Annotated in this window: 9 protein-coding genes and 3 pseudogenes; 4 read left to right on the top strand and 8 right to left on the bottom strand. The window is 37.8% G+C overall.

From position 1 onward, the window contains the following. The first annotated feature begins 10 nt into the window (after window positions 1-10). A pseudogene (gene ilvA / locus OWR28_RS25850) lies at window positions 11-1270 on the top strand (threonine ammonia-lyase IlvA). Window positions 1271-2017: 747 nt separating this feature from the next. Here the strand turns inward: ilvA and OWR28_RS25855 are convergent. From OWR28_RS25855 to alaS, 8 genes are all read right to left on the bottom strand, one after another. Next, a complete protein-coding gene (locus tag OWR28_RS25855; RefSeq protein WP_494168541.1) occupies window positions 2018-3430 on the bottom strand; it encodes a M20/M25/M40 family metallo-hydrolase in 1413 nt (470 codons plus the stop codon). Window positions 3431-3493: 63 nt separating this feature from the next. Next, window positions 3494-3730: a hypothetical protein gene (locus tag OWR28_RS25860; RefSeq protein WP_002980821.1), complete on the bottom strand. Its 237-nt coding sequence runs from the start codon at window positions 3728-3730 to the stop codon at window positions 3494-3496. Window positions 3731-3824: 94 nt separating this feature from the next. Next, the gene (locus tag OWR28_RS25865; RefSeq protein WP_332389088.1) at window positions 3825-4658 is read right to left on the bottom strand and encodes a hypothetical protein; all 834 of its coding nucleotides are present in this window, start codon (window positions 4656-4658) and stop codon (window positions 3825-3827) included. A gap of 64 nt (window positions 4659-4722) precedes the next feature. Beyond that, window positions 4723-5718 (bottom strand): hypothetical protein, encoded by a 996-nt coding sequence (locus OWR28_RS25870; RefSeq protein ID WP_332389089.1) that lies wholly within the window; start codon window positions 5716-5718, stop codon window positions 4723-4725. Between the two features lie 157 nt (window positions 5719-5875). Then, window positions 5876-6148 carry a hypothetical protein gene (locus OWR28_RS25875; protein ID WP_332389090.1) on the bottom strand — a complete coding sequence of 91 codons (273 nt, stop codon included), beginning with the start codon at window positions 6146-6148 and terminating at the stop codon, window positions 5876-5878. Between the two features lie 306 nt (window positions 6149-6454). Continuing rightward, window positions 6455-8269 (bottom strand): cytochrome c peroxidase, encoded by a 1815-nt coding sequence (locus tag OWR28_RS25880; protein WP_332389091.1) that lies wholly within the window; start codon window positions 8267-8269, stop codon window positions 6455-6457. A 69-nt stretch (window positions 8270-8338) separates the two neighbouring features. Next, window positions 8339-9817 (bottom strand): hypothetical protein, encoded by a 1479-nt coding sequence (locus OWR28_RS25885; protein ID WP_332389092.1) that lies wholly within the window; start codon window positions 9815-9817, stop codon window positions 8339-8341. Window positions 9818-10274: 457 nt separating this feature from the next. Further along, window positions 10275-12878 carry an alanine--tRNA ligase gene (gene alaS / locus OWR28_RS25890; RefSeq protein ID WP_332389093.1) on the bottom strand — a complete coding sequence of 868 codons (2604 nt, stop codon included), beginning with the start codon at window positions 12876-12878 and terminating at the stop codon, window positions 10275-10277. 313 nt (window positions 12879-13191) lie between these two features. On the opposite strand from alaS, the pseudogene OWR28_RS25895 reads away from it, so the two are divergent. The 3 genes and pseudogenes from OWR28_RS25895 to OWR28_RS25905 all read left to right on the top strand — a co-directional run bounded on the left by OWR28_RS25895 (window position 13192) and on the right by OWR28_RS25905 (window position 14538). After that, window positions 13192-13744 (top strand): annotated as a pseudogene (locus tag OWR28_RS25895) (sigma-70 family RNA polymerase sigma factor). A gap of 60 nt (window positions 13745-13804) precedes the next feature. After that, window positions 13805-14017 carry a hypothetical protein gene (locus tag OWR28_RS25900; RefSeq protein WP_332389094.1) on the top strand — a complete coding sequence of 71 codons (213 nt, stop codon included), beginning with the start codon at window positions 13805-13807 and terminating at the stop codon, window positions 14015-14017. A 78-nt stretch (window positions 14018-14095) separates the two neighbouring features. After that, a pseudogene (locus OWR28_RS25905) lies at window positions 14096-14538 on the top strand (DUF417 family protein). Window positions 14539-14550 lie beyond the last annotated feature (12 nt).

Raw genomic sequence — 14550 nt, forward strand, 5'->3', positions numbered from 1 at the left:
TTACTTAAAGATGATGAAAGAGGAAGTAAGTTCCTCCGTTTTAGAGCATGTCTATAAAGCGGAGGAACGATTAAAAGATGTAGTGGTAAAAACACCTTTGGCTGTCAATAATAATTTGTCAGCCATTTATGAAGCAAGCATCAGCTTTAAAAGGGAAGACCTGCAAAGAGTAAGATCCTATAAAATAAGGGGTGCATACAATAAAATGGCCACCATGTCACAGGAAGAACTTTCCAGAGGAGCCGTTTGCGCCAGTGCCGGAAATCATGCGCAGGGAGTAGCCTTTGCATGCCATACCATGAAAGTGAAAGGAACGATTTTTATGCCTTTGCCAACCCCGGACAAAAGCTCGAACAGGTAAAGATGTTTGGTGGAGAATACATTGATGTTATTTTATTCGGAGATACATTCGATGAATCTAAAGACGCTGCGATGAGGTTTTGCAAAGAGCATGACAGTGTATTTATTCATCCTTTTGATGATCCGGCGATTATTGAAGGACAGGCTACAACAGCGCTGGAAATCCTGGAACAGGCGGAAGGTATGGTGGATTATCTTTTTGTGCCGATAGGCGGCGGCGGACTGGCAGCAGGAATATGCACTGTATTTCAGCATTTGTCGCCGCAAACAAAAATTATTGGTGTAGAACCTTCAGCAGCTGCGAGCATGAAAAAAGCCCTTGAAAAGGGAAAACCTGTTCTTCTTGAAAAGATCAGCCGTTTTGTAGACGGGGCAGCTGTACAGCAGGTGGGAGACATTACTTTCGAGCGCTGTAAAAATATCCTGTATGATATGGCTACAGTAGATGAAGGATTAGTGTGTGAAACCATATTATCACTGTATAATAAGGATGCTATCGTGGTAGAACCGGCCGGAGCGCTTTCAGTAGCAGCACTGGACAAATATAAAGAAGAGATAAAAGGTAAAAATGTAGTGTGTATTATCAGCGGAAGCAATAATGATATCACCCGTATGGAAGAAATCAAGGAAAAAGCCTTGCTGCACGCAGGATTAAAACATTATTTCTTGGTAAGATTTCCGCAGCGTCCCGGAGCATTAAAAACTTTTGTAATGGATGTGCTGGGACCGGATGATGATATTACCTATTTTGAATACACCCAAAAAATTCAAAAGAAAAAGGAATTGCAGTTGTGGGAATTGCGCTGAAAAAAACAGAGATTTTCCTCCTTTGATGAGTAAGATGAAGGAATATGATTTCTTTGTCAACTATCTGAATAATGATCCTGCGCTGATGAATTTGCTGATTTAAAAAAAGTAGATTGAAAAAGAGAAATATTTCTTTGATGACATTAAAAAGCGAAATAAGAAACTGAAGCGTTAAGAAAATGAATTCTGTGAACGTTAAAAAAACTCTACTGTCTGAGTGCGGGACCATTTGATTCTAAATATAGACTGTTTCCGCACAGTTTAAAGTTTTTAGAGAACAGATTTCATTTTTAGCGGAAGTTTCTGAGTCTTGAATTTTGATTCTTTTGTTTCAAGACAAAAGAATAATGAAGGAAATCTCTTTCGATATTGAATAAGCAGAACGGTTCATTCAAATGAATTTGAATCTTAACTTTCCTTACAATCTGAATCTTCTTAATGTTCCAAATGATATTTAAATTAAATTATTTGTACCCAATCAGATTCTAAAAACACAATGATGAAATGAAAAAGCTTCACAATCCGTGAAGCTTTTTGTTTTTTTGACAATGTCAAATAAGAAACTGAAGCGTTAAGAAAATGAATTCTGTGAACGTTAAAAAAACTCTACTGTCTGAGTGCGGGACCATTTGATTCTAAATATAGACTGTTTCCGCACAGTTTAAAGTTTTTAGAGAACAGATTTCATTTTTAGCGGAAGTTTCTGAGTCTTGAATTTTTGATTCTTTTGTTTCAAGACAAAAGAATAATGAAGAAATCTCTTTCGATATTGAATAAGCAGAACGCATCATTCAAATGAATTTGAATCTTAACTTTCCTTACAACTTAAATTCTTCTTAAATCTAATATATTATCTTTCAAGCGAAAAATTCGCAATTACTTTTGGGCGTTCCGTTTCATTAGCTACTTTCCAGGATGTTCTATACATCCACTCAGTCATTTTATAAAGCTTTTTGTAATTGATATTTTCAGATTCATCCTGCGGAGTGTGGTACTGGTCGTGCAGTACACTGGTGAAAAATATCGCCGGAATCCCGATTTTAGCATACGGAAGATGATCACTTCTGAAATAAAAATATTCAGCATGACTTGGAGAATCCCAATCTTTCAGGTATTTGAATTTTGTACTTTCATTATTGGCTTCTTCGGCCATTTTCACGAGCTCTTCAGAATTTTTATGAGGAGCATTGCCTCCCAATAAAGCAGCTTCATTATTGTCATTTCTTCCGATCATATCACCATTCAGAACAGCTACAATTTTCTCTTTCGGAACAACAGGGTGGGCTGCGTGCCATCTCGATCCTAATAACCCTCTCTCTTCGGCTCCATGGAAAACAAACAGAATGCTTCTTTTTCCCGGCTGCTTTTTATAAGCTCTTGCCATAGCCAACATTGCAACGCATGTACTTGCATTATCGTCAGCACCGTTATAGATGGTATCGTTCTTTACAGGATGTCTGATGCCGTCATGGTCCTGATGTCCGCTTAGCAAAACATATTCGTTTTTAAGAACAGGATCTGTACCTTCTATTTTCCCGATAATATTTACTGAAGGGTATTTGTAGGTTTCAGTGATCAGGTTTAAAGATGCTTTCGGATTGTTTTTTACCCAAGCTGCATTTTCTCTTTTGATCCACAAAACAGGAATATTATTTGTGATTTTTTCTCTTAACCCTTCCACGCCGTAGCTTCCTCTTGTCATTTGAGGCAGTACTTCTACCCAGCTTTGCTCGGAGATATCATCAGTGATGAAGATAATGGCTTTGGCTCCCAGTTCAGAAGCTTTATTGTAATATTTATTTCTTACAAATCCAGGATATCTTCTTACAAAAAGGGTCATATCCTTAGAAATATTTTTGCCGGATGCGTTTACTGCAAGAACTTTTCCTTGGATATTCAGTCTGGCAAGATCTTCAGGCTCTGTGTTTCCTGCATATACAATTTCAGCGTCTACAGAAGCATTCACTGGTTCTGCAACAAGGAAATCCTTCCATAATTTTAAACTGTTGTCTCCGATTTTCAGAGTGCTTTGCGGGATCACCTGATGTCTGTACATATCAAAGAACTGGAAAAATGTTCCGTTATCTCCGGCAGGTTTCATTCCTGCTTCTTTGGCTTTGTCAGCAAGCCACATGGAAACCTTTAATTCGTCCGGGGTTCCTGCTTCACGGCCCCAGAACTGGTCTGCAGCAAGCTGATACATATCGGTGCGGAGGTCAGATTCTTTGATAGCGGAAACCAATGGTTTTATAGGTCTGGGCACTTCCAAGGGTCAACAGAAAAATGCTTAACAGGCAGAAAACATAATTTTTATTCATACAAACTTTTAATTAAAGTTAGCTAATTTCTCTGAAAACTGCTTTGAAAATTCCTTCCTGTCTTCTTCCAGCTTCTCCTGTGTGGAAGGTAAAATATAATTAAAAAGAATCTTTTCTTCATTGTCTAAAAAGATAATTTCTTTTTCATTTCCATCAATCATCTGTGAGAAAATCTCCCACATCGGAGTGTCTTTTAATTTTAATAATTCAAAAAACTGTTCTGCTTTGATCTCGATTTTCTGCATGATATTAAGTATAATGTATAATGTATAATGTATAATGTATAATGTATAATGTATAATGTATAATGTATAATTTTTGCTGTAAAGATCGGGAATATTAAAATTCCAGAAACTTCAGTTTAAACTGAATAGCAAAATTTTCTTTGAAATGAGGTGTTGCATAATAACCCACTCTGTAGAATACCCCAAGATTGAAATAGCTGGAAAGAAAATTGCTCCATTCCACACCGACTTCCTGATAAAGATGGTCCAGCTTTCTGAACTTAAACTGATGGTATTCCGGATGCTTCATATCCCCGATAGTTCCTCTAAGGACAAAATCAAAGCTGGAAATATTATGTCCGAAGCTTTTTAAATACCAGGGCAGTTTGTGAGTGAAATAATAGGCTACGAATTTATCATTATAATATTTTCCGCCCTCCAGGGTGGCAAACCCAAGGTAAGAAGTAAGGTTAAAATTAAAGTCTTTTCCCGGAGAAGCAAGTCCGTTCATCGTAAAGTTTTTCCAGATTGGAGCTCCTCCCAGAACAACTCCTCCGTACACTCTGAAACCAGTAGTTCCGATGGGTGTTTTGAAATTATGAACAAACAGGGCGTCAAAACGGGAATAATTAAAATCTCCCTGTAGTAATTTGTAGCTCTGCTCATAGTTGAAGTACAGTTCAGGATACTTCTGATCGATCAGGGATTTTCCCTGAGGCGTCATAATATTGGTTGAATTCGGAGAATACTTCAGGGTAAACAGGGTATTGAAGTTTCTGTATGAAGTGCCTCTGTCCCTGAACTGATAATCGAACTCTGCTTCTTCGGTATTTCTTCTTACGGCAAGGGCAAGGGTTAGACCGTTGGTGACATCATTCATATAAGATAATGTAGCTCCCTTAAAATGAAAGTATTTGTCGTTATTAAGGTTATTCCCGAAGTTCATCATTCTCATTTTGAAATTCCATAGCTTTCGGTTGAACTCTCCTGAGGCCGTTACATCATCATAAACCTCAAATCTGAAAAAGAGTTTTTTCCAGTGTGGTTTTCATATCCAGCCCCATTCCGTATTTCCATCTTCTGTCCTTTACCCCGTAGGCGAAATAATAATCCGGTGAAAAATGCGGATCAAAATTCTCATTAAGCTTGGCTTTTAAACCTAGTCTGAATCCTTCATAAGAGTTGTAATTCACAATTTCATCCACTGCAAAATCTACAGAACCCACTCTGATCTGTCCGTTCAGCAATCCTGACAAGATCTGTGCTTTGCTGTCAATTTTATATTTTTTCCCTAAGCTGTCAATAGTTTTATAGGTGTTCTGTTCTCTTTCAGTAAGAGCTTCGGTTCTGTAGCGGTCCAGTGATTGTCCGTCAATATTTTTTACCGAGAAAGTGTAGCCTTTGAAATCTTTGGGATCTTCTTCAATAGGAGATTCGAAATCAAAATATTTTGAAGTGAGGAAAGCGTAGGTACCAAAGCTTTTTTTGTCTTTCTTATCATCTGCATGCACTTTGTCATCCATAGCCATTTTACCCATTTTTAGCTTGGCTTTTTCGTGGGCAAGGAACCATTTGTTATTGTAAAATACCCAGGTGCTGGTAATGATTCCTTCGTTTTTATTTTTACTGAAATTTTCGATTTTTTTGATTCCGTACGTTTCAGTATCCACATAGATGGCACCGTTATATTTTCGTTTTCTGTCTGGTTTTTTGTAATTCACTTCACGGAAACGGATCACAAAGGTTTTTCTTCCGTCCAGGGTAACGGTATCAGAAAGAAAGAATCTGTATAGCCCTCTGTTCTCCGGCTTTACCTGTTCGGGAACAACATCCCTGTTACTCTGCTGAAGGGCGATCATTTCGTAAATAGGCTGCTTCAGACCTGAAATTCTGTTGTCCAGAATATTGATTTTTTCACCGTATTTTTTGGAATATAAAAACTCCTGAGCCCTTTCCCAGAGAAACAGCTTACTTTTTGAAAAGATTTTGCTTGCGGTAATATTATTCAAAGAGTCTTTTTCCCTTTTTTCCTGAAAATATTTAGATCATTAAAATACTGGTTAAACTGAGAAAGGCTGTCCTCATCAATATCAAGGGAAATTTTTTCATAGGATTTGTAAGAATAGGAACCTAAGCTTTTCGGAGAGTTTTCTTTCCAGAGCTTATTTACTTTTTTAGAATTTCCAAAGCCCTGGGATCACTTTTATCTTCAATCACCACCGCTTCAATATTGGTGGTTCTGGATGTTTTTTTCAGCAGGGAAACTTCCATGCTGCTCTCTACAGTAAGGCTTTCTTTCTGATAAGAATCCGCTTCAATATCAATATTTTTACATCCTGTTTTAAATTCCAGAATACCTTGTTCATTGGTATATCCGATAACCGTATTGTCACAGGATACTTTAGCTTTAAAGACAGGCTTTTGACTGGCGTCATCCACAACTTTAATTTTTGTTTGTGAATACCCCAGAAAGCAGATCAGAAAAAATATTAACAGTAAACCCCTTTTCATGTAAAAAAACTAGGTCAAAATTAATAATATTTATTGTGGTAGAAAAGTTTTTAACAGAGTATAACATTGATTTAATCTAATGTTTTTATGGACGTTTCCGTGATAAAACTGAGTGATAAGTTATTCAGATACTCTTTCTGTATTTTCCTGAGATTACCAATAAAAAAACTCCCTGAACAATTGATATCCGGGAGTTTTAATTGTTTTTTGCTGTTTGTGTTTTAGAATCGTATTTTATTTGTCATCAAGGGATTTCATAAACTCAATAATATCATTGACCTCCTGATCTGTAAGCTGCAGAGGCGCATCAGAGAGTGTCTGATTCTCGACTTTAAATCCAAAACCTTTTCCACCACCTTTGTTATAAAAGTTCATGACTTCTTTCAATGTTTTATAACCGCCATTGTGCATATATGGCGCTGTTTTGCTGATATTTCTTAGGGTGGGTGTTTTGAATGAATGCTGTAATGAGGGAACTGTCTCATGAAACTTACCTCTTCCCGGATCATGGTCAAAAGTCTTGTTTTCTCCGTTTACTGCTGATCCTAAAACTTCCTGTTCGGTTTTCTTGAAATTAGGAGGAACCGTACCGTTGAATAAAGGAAGGAAATGACATATTGCACACTGCGCTTTTCCTACAAAAAGGTTAAAGCCCCGCTTTTGGTCATCCGTCATCGCTGATTTATTTCCTCTCATATATTCATCAAAATCAGAATTGAATTTAGCCAGAGACCGGATATAGCTTGCCAATACATTCTGAAGCTGCCAAACTTCTGTTTTTGGAGAATGATAAATATTTTTGAATGCTGCCTGATATTTTTTATCCTGATTGATCTTGGCAAGAATAACATTCAGATCACCATGCATTTCTTCTTTATTGGAGATCACATCGGAGCTCTGTCCTTCCAGATCATCCTTTCTCATATCCCAAAACTGACCATGCTGATATCCCGCATAATTAAGGGAAGGTGTGTTTCTGGCCAGTTCCGAATTTTCAAGAGACATTGCTTTGGCAAGTCCGTCAGTAAAAGCTTTTTCTGGAATATGACATGTTGCACAGCTCCGGTTATTATTGCTGGATAGAATTTTATCATTAAAAAGCTGATGACCCAGAGCGGCTTTTTCTTCAGAATAGGCATATTCTTTTCCGGGAGTGAAGGCATTAGGATCAAAAGCATTTTTAGCAAAGAAAGTAGCTGCATTTTTGTTTAAAGCTGTTGTTACTTCAACATCCGGGATTTTCTCCTGACTTTTAAACTCAAGCATTAAGGCCGTGATTTTATTCAGGTGGTCAGGGATAAAACTGACGTAATCAAACGTATTTTTATCTGTGTTTCTTTTCAGCACTTCAATTGCCGAATTGATTTCTGTTTCGATACTTTTTAATGCTTTGTCTCTTGACCGCTCAGTGGAAATTTGTTTAAGCGTTTCCTTAATTCCCTGAAGAGAAGAAGGCATTTCCTGTAAAAATGTTCCTGAAACAGGGGTATCAAAACCTGATATTCCTAAGCTTGAAATTCTGAAAGTTTCCTGTCTTAACGCATCAAAAACCTGATCCTTACTGATGGTAATTACCTGAAAGCTGGTGCTTATGGTGTTGCTTTTGTTTATGAGCTTGTTAAGCATTCTGATCACCTCTTCTTTATTTCTTTTATCATAAGGGTAGAGCATTTCTTCCAATACCTGTAAGCCTTCGGGCTCTATTTCTGTATGCTCATCCATCTCAATTTCCGGAAGAGCAGGACCGTTGATAAACCTTGCGGAGTGGGGAAGGAAATATTCTACAGCCCATTCCATTTTTTTATAGGTTTTTCTGATGTCCTGGAATTGCTGCTGAAGAAGTTTTTCATCGGAATCTTTGGTAACAAGGGTTTTCAGTTGGTTGATCTGTTTCTCAAAATCTGTATTGGTTTTGAGAATCGTGTTTTTTACAGAACCAAGATCTTCATATACCGGCTGCTGCTTATTGTTTTTACAATAGGAAAGAGTGAAAAATGCTGCAGCAGAGTACAGGAAGAGGAGTATCGGGTATTTTGAAAGTGTATTCATAAGTATGAAAAGTATCAACAGAGATTTTCTATTGATACTTTAATTGAATTTGATATGAAGAATTTGAAACTATTTTTCTACGTTTCTGATGATTACAATCTGCCCGCCCTCTTTATTGGCGTTGATTCCGGAACCGTCAGGATTTTTGAATTTATCAAGCTGCCACGTATGAGAGTGAATATTCACAGAGAATGTATTCGGAACTCCGATGATGTCTGAAATATCAACCATCGCCCCGAATTCCCATGAACCGAATTTCTGAAGGTCTCCGGACTGGTTGTAAGCAGTCTGCCATGCAGAGTCATTTCTGTTGTGCTTCATATTCAGCCATGGCTTATATTGTTTGGTGGCAATATTCAGCTGCCAGATGTAAGAATCGTGGTTGGCATTTTTGTAGTAAGAATCTCCGTCTTCCTGGATGTAAACAAAGTTTTCAGTAACACATAAGTTGTCAGGATTGATAAGGTTATTTCCAGGATTAGAGTCCCCTTCAGCAACTACTTCTAATTTTCCTGTAAGCATATTATTGGAGTTCAGAACAAGTTTGTACACTCTTCCCCACATGGTTAATCCTGCTTTTGGATTGATGCCGTCGGAAGATTCTCCGGTAGCGGTAAAATAAATTTCTCTTCCTTTTCCTGCTCCCTTTCTGTAGTCTACATCTTCCACTCTTGAAAAGCGGATCGCGTTATTATCAATATTTTTCTGATTGATCTGTGCACCTGTAAGATTTTTGGCGTTAGGAATTTCAACAAATTCTACATCGTAGCTGTTTCCTTTCGTCATATCCGTTTCTGTATAGTTGCTGTTTGTTCTCCTTAAAGAATACAGCTTACCGTTATCCAGATCTCCCTGTGTATCGGCTACATACATGATCAGCTGTCCTGCAGACTGATGGGAAGAAGAATAAGACTGGTCTTCACCAATAATGATATACGTTTTTCCGTTAGAAACATCTTTAGGAAGCGGAACTGCATTTTCCATGGAAGCTTTTCCCAAAGCAGGTTTTACTCTTGTTTTATCAGCTGCCTGAGATACCGGTGCCAATGGGTTTAAAGCATGAACCATACTTTCTTCACCTGATTCACCTGCGGTAAGGAACGCGCTGAAACCATGAATTTCCGGAGTTGCCAGTGTTGCAGAACACAATCTTGTCATTCCTCCGGTTCCGTTTAAGATATATTCTCCTTTTACAGGTTTAAAAGTCTTGTCTAAGTATACTCTTGATACAGATTGCTTGATCTCGTGATTAGTGATCATCAGATAACCGTCAGAGTTAGGATCTTTCATAATTCCCATACCGTCAGGCTGACCTCCGAAAACGAAATCAGGAGAACCTGGAAGAACATCGGAACTGGAAATAAGAGTGGTAATATTTAAATTTTCAAAACCAGGCATCCCAAAAACGAAAGCGGGTTCTTTAGAAAAGTTTTCAAGTTTGATTTTGTCATTGGGAGGGGTATTGGAATCCCCGTTATTATCATCATTACAGCTTTGAAAAATAATAGCTGCAAGGAATAAAGCTCCGATAGTTTTGTTAATTTTCATAATTACATTTTTTGAATTTCGATTATGGCAAAACTAATGGTCCGGTGTTAATTAAGTTTTAAGAAGATAAAACAAATAGTTTAAGATTAGGTGATGATTTGTTAAGGCAAGGTCAATAATTAGAATGGATATAAATAAAGAATACGAATAAAAATCTTAACAGTAAAAAATGATATGTGTTGCAACGCAGAGTACCAAAAAGTTTTATTTCTATTTTTTTTCATTCGTAAAGGTTCCCGCTGATTTCACAGATTGCTCAGTTATTACGGGTAAAGCATACCTGATCTGCGACATAGAATTATTACTTCGTTTGGTAAGAATCAATTAAATTGATTCCGTTCTGCCTTCTGAAATATAAGTATTGAGCTTTGAGTTAAAAATAATATATGTATGGCAAAGAGCCCCGGCTGTCTCAGAATTAGACAGCCGGGGCTAAAATTTATAACAGATGTTTCTATTAGATATTCAATGCTTTTTGGTAAGCGTTTTCTAAACCTTCAAGGTTTTTACCACCAGCCGTAGCAAAGCCCGGGTTACCGCCGCCGCCGCCCTGGATTTCTTTTGCAAGATCCTTTACGATAGCGCCAGCCTGGTAATCTGCAGCAAGATCGTCAGAAACTCCAACAGTAATCATTGGTTTCCCGTCTGCATCAGAAAGTATGATCGTTACTGAAGACGGAATTTCTCGCTTCAGCTGGAATACGATGTCTTTCACAGAACCAGCATCCAGAGAAGTTTTCTTCACAAGAAGCTGCTTATTACCTTTCTGCTCATAAGCATTTTTCCATTCCCCGATTTCTCCTTTTGCTTTTTCCTTTTTAAGAGCATCTACCTCAGCCTTCAGTGAAGTGTTTTCTTCGATCAGTTTTTCGATAGATCTTACCACATCTTTAGACTTTAATAACTGGGAAAGCTCGGTAATCTGCTTTTCAAGGTTTTTGAAGTATTCTTCAGATTTATCTCCTGAAATAGCTTCAATCCTTCTGATTCCTGCAGCCGCAGAACCTTCAGAAGTGATCTTAAAATGACCGATTTCGCTGGTATTTTTTACGTGAGTTCCCCCGCAAAGCTCTTTTGAACTTCCGAACTGGATCATTCTTACATTGTCCCCGTATTTTTCGCCAAATAAAGCCATGGCACCTTTTTCCAGAGCTTCCTTAATCGGGATGCTTCTGAATTCCTGTAAAGCAATGCTTTCCTTGATCTTATGGTTTACTTTTTCTTCAATTAAAGCAATTTCTTCTTCAGTCATTTTATTAAAGTGAGAGAAGTCGAAACGCAGATAATCAGGACCTACATAAGAACCTTTCTGCTCCACGTGAGTTCCCAGAACATCTCTTAAAGCTTCATGCAGAAGGTGAGTCACAGAGTGGTTAGCCTGAGAGTTCTTTCTGTCTGTTGCATTAACTTTAGCATAGAATAAAGCGCCTGCATCTTTTGGAAGACCATTAATTAAAGAAATGATAAGACCATTTTCCTTTTTAGTTTCCAGTACTTCAAAGCTTTCAGCAGCGTTTTCAAGAACACCTTTATCTCCAACCTGTCCACCGCCTTCAGGGTAGAATGGAGAGCTGCTTAATACCACCTGGTAAAATTCCCCGTCTTTGTTTTCTACCTTTCTGTATCTTGTAATATAGGTTTCAGATTCAATCTGGTCATATCCAACGAATGATTCAGGTTTTTCTTCTAAAACAACCCAGTCATAAACCTTCTGGGCAGAATCTGCCTTGGAACGAAGTTTTTGCTTTTCCATTTCAGCTTTGAAACCTGCTACATCAATCGTTAATCCTTTTTCCTCAGCAATAATTCTTGTTAAGTCATCAGGAAAACCATAAGTATCATACAGTTCAAACACTTCTTCGCTTGGTAATACTTTCTGATTATTGGCAATGGTCTGCTGTATCAGCTTTTCAACTCTGATCAGACCGTTCTCAATAGTTTTTAAGAATGAATCTTCTTCACTTTTGATTACTTCAGCAACCAGTTTACCCTGCTTTTCAATTTCAGGGAAGAATGGCCCCATCTGTTCCTGCAGAACAGCAACCAGTTTGTAAAGGAAAGGCTCTTTCATATCCAGGAATCGGTAAGAATAAGAAATTCCTCTTCTTAAAATTCTTCTGATTACATAACCGGCACCTCCGTTGGATGGCAGCTGCCCGTCAGCAATAGCAAAAGAAACCGCTCTGATGTGGTCTACCACAACACGGATGGCGATATCTTTTTCATCTTCTAAGATTCCGGTGTATTTTTTACCTGAAAGCTCCTCAACTTTAGAAATAAGCGGAGTAAATACATCAGTATCATAGTTGGAAGATTTTCCCTGAAGCGCCATACAAAGACGCTCAAAGCCCATTCCCGTATCTACGTGCTGAGCAGGAAGTTTTTCTAAAGATTTGTCTGCCTTTCTGTTGAATTCCATGAAAACAAGGTTCCATACTTCCACAACCTGCGGGTGATCCTGATTTACAAGGGAAATTCCCGGAACAGCTGCTTTTTCTTCAGGAGTTCTCAGGTCAATATGGATTTCTGAACACGGTCCGCACGGTCCGCTTTCACCCATTTCCCAGAAGTTATCTTTTTTATTTCCGTTGATGATTCTGTCTTCTGAAATGTGAGATTTCCAGAAATTATAAGCATCCTGGTCTCTGTCCAGATTTTCTGAAGCATCCCCTTCAAAAATGGTAACGTATAAATTTTCTTTCGGAATTCCGTATACTTCAGTCAGTAATTCCCAGGCAAAAGCAATAGCCTCTTTTTTGAAGTAATCCCCGAAAGACCAGTTTCCCAGCATTTCAAACATGGTGTGGTGGTAAGTATCTCTACCTACATCATCCAGGTCATTGTGCTTCCCTGAAACTCTAAGACACTTTTGTGTATCGGCAATTCTAGGGGCGGTAGGGGTTTTGTATCCAAGGAAGAAATCCTTGAACTGCGTCATTCCGGAGTTGGAAAACATAAGGGTAGGGTCGTCTTTCAGCACAATAGGAGCTGAAGGAACGATTAAATGCTCCTTACTTTTAAAATAATCTAAAAATTTTTGACGTATCTCTTGTGATGTCATAGTATTGCTTTTGCTTTTTTTAGTATCAAATTTTGATAAGATGCAAATTTACTATTTTTAAGCGATTTGTAATAATTTTATGCTATGTTTTGAATGGTGACGGCCTTAGCTTTCATATTTTGTTTTTTCAGCACAGACGCCGGATAAACCTTACAGGTTTTAAAACCTGTAAGGTTTTGGGGGTGAAAATAAAGCTTCAAACAGGAAGATAAGACTTAAGTTATATATTTAATTTAATAATTCATGAATTTTGCAGTTTCACACTTAACTTATTACCTTCGCCGTGATCTGAAATAAGACAAAAATCCTTCCCATGACAAAAGATGAAGAGTTGAAAAACTGGATAGAACAATATTCAGGGCCGCTTTTGAAGCGGGCGCTGTATGTACTTTCGAATAAAGAAGATGCACAGGATGTGGTTCAGGAAGTTTTTCTGGCTGCCTATTCAGGATATGATTCTTTTGAAGGAAAGAGTCAGCCTCTGACCTGGCTGATGGCTATTCTTAACAGAAAAGTTGCGGATTTTTACCGGAAAAAATATAAATCGGAACCTGATATCAGGCTTGATCATTTTTTTGATGAAACCGGTTCATGGAAAGATAATAATGTTTTAAATGACTGGAATGTATCGGGGGAAGGCGGCGAGCTTTTAGATAACCGCGATTTTAATAAAACATTGGAGGAATGTATCGAAGAATTACCCTCCAGATGGAAGATCCTGCTGAAAATGTATTATATTGAAGAAAAAAGCTCCGGAAGTAAGTCAGGAATTGAATATTTCCACGACTAACCTTTGGAAGATCCTTCAACGAAGCCGGGTACAGCTCAGAGAATGTCTGGAGCTCAATTGGTTTTTAAGATCGTAAATGAAATGATAAGAAAAATACTACATATCCTTTTTACCATGCAGTGAAGCAACGCTGCTCATGGAAAAACGTAATGCCGATACCATTTCCGCCAAAGAAAAAAGAAAGCTTACCATGCATCTGATGATCTGTAAATGGTGCAGGATGTACAAACGGAAACTGGAAGTTCTGGATCAAATGCTGGCCAGAACATTTACGGGCCAGAAAACAGAAATAAATGATTCTGAAATTCAGGACTTTAAAAATAAAATGTTCGATAAATTAGATTTCTGATAAAAATTCTGTCAGGATTTTAAAAAGGCTCCGACTATACTTTTGAAAACGATAAAGTATTAATTAAAATCTTAAAACATGGTCGGAACAGTACAGGAATCTAAAAATCAGTTAACCCGGACAGGGTATTACATCTCACTCTTCGAGCAGCTCTTATTTTGCTGTGGATCGGTATCTTCAAATTTACCCCTACAGAAGCAGCCGCAATAAAACCTTTGGTGGAAAACCATTTCTTAACTTTTTTCGTATATAAGATTATAAGCGTCCAGGCAGTGTCTAATCTTATCGGAGTGATAGAAATTATCATTGCATTACTCCTGGTATTTAGTGCGAAATTTGCTGTACTAAGGAAGTATGCAGGAACAGGAATGATTGTCATTTTCCTGACAACATTAAGCTATCTGTTTACTACTCCTGGAATGTGGAAGATAGTGGATGGAGTGCCTGTGACGGATTTCTTTATTGTAAAAGATCTTATGCTTTTAGGATTTGGATTAATGATCGTTCAAAATAATAAGTAATGAATAAAAAGC

Origin of the sequence: Chryseobacterium sp. 1B4 (genome assembly GCF_036631475.1) — a bacterium.
In the GTDB taxonomy this organism is placed as follows: domain Bacteria; phylum Bacteroidota; class Bacteroidia; order Flavobacteriales; family Weeksellaceae; genus Chryseobacterium.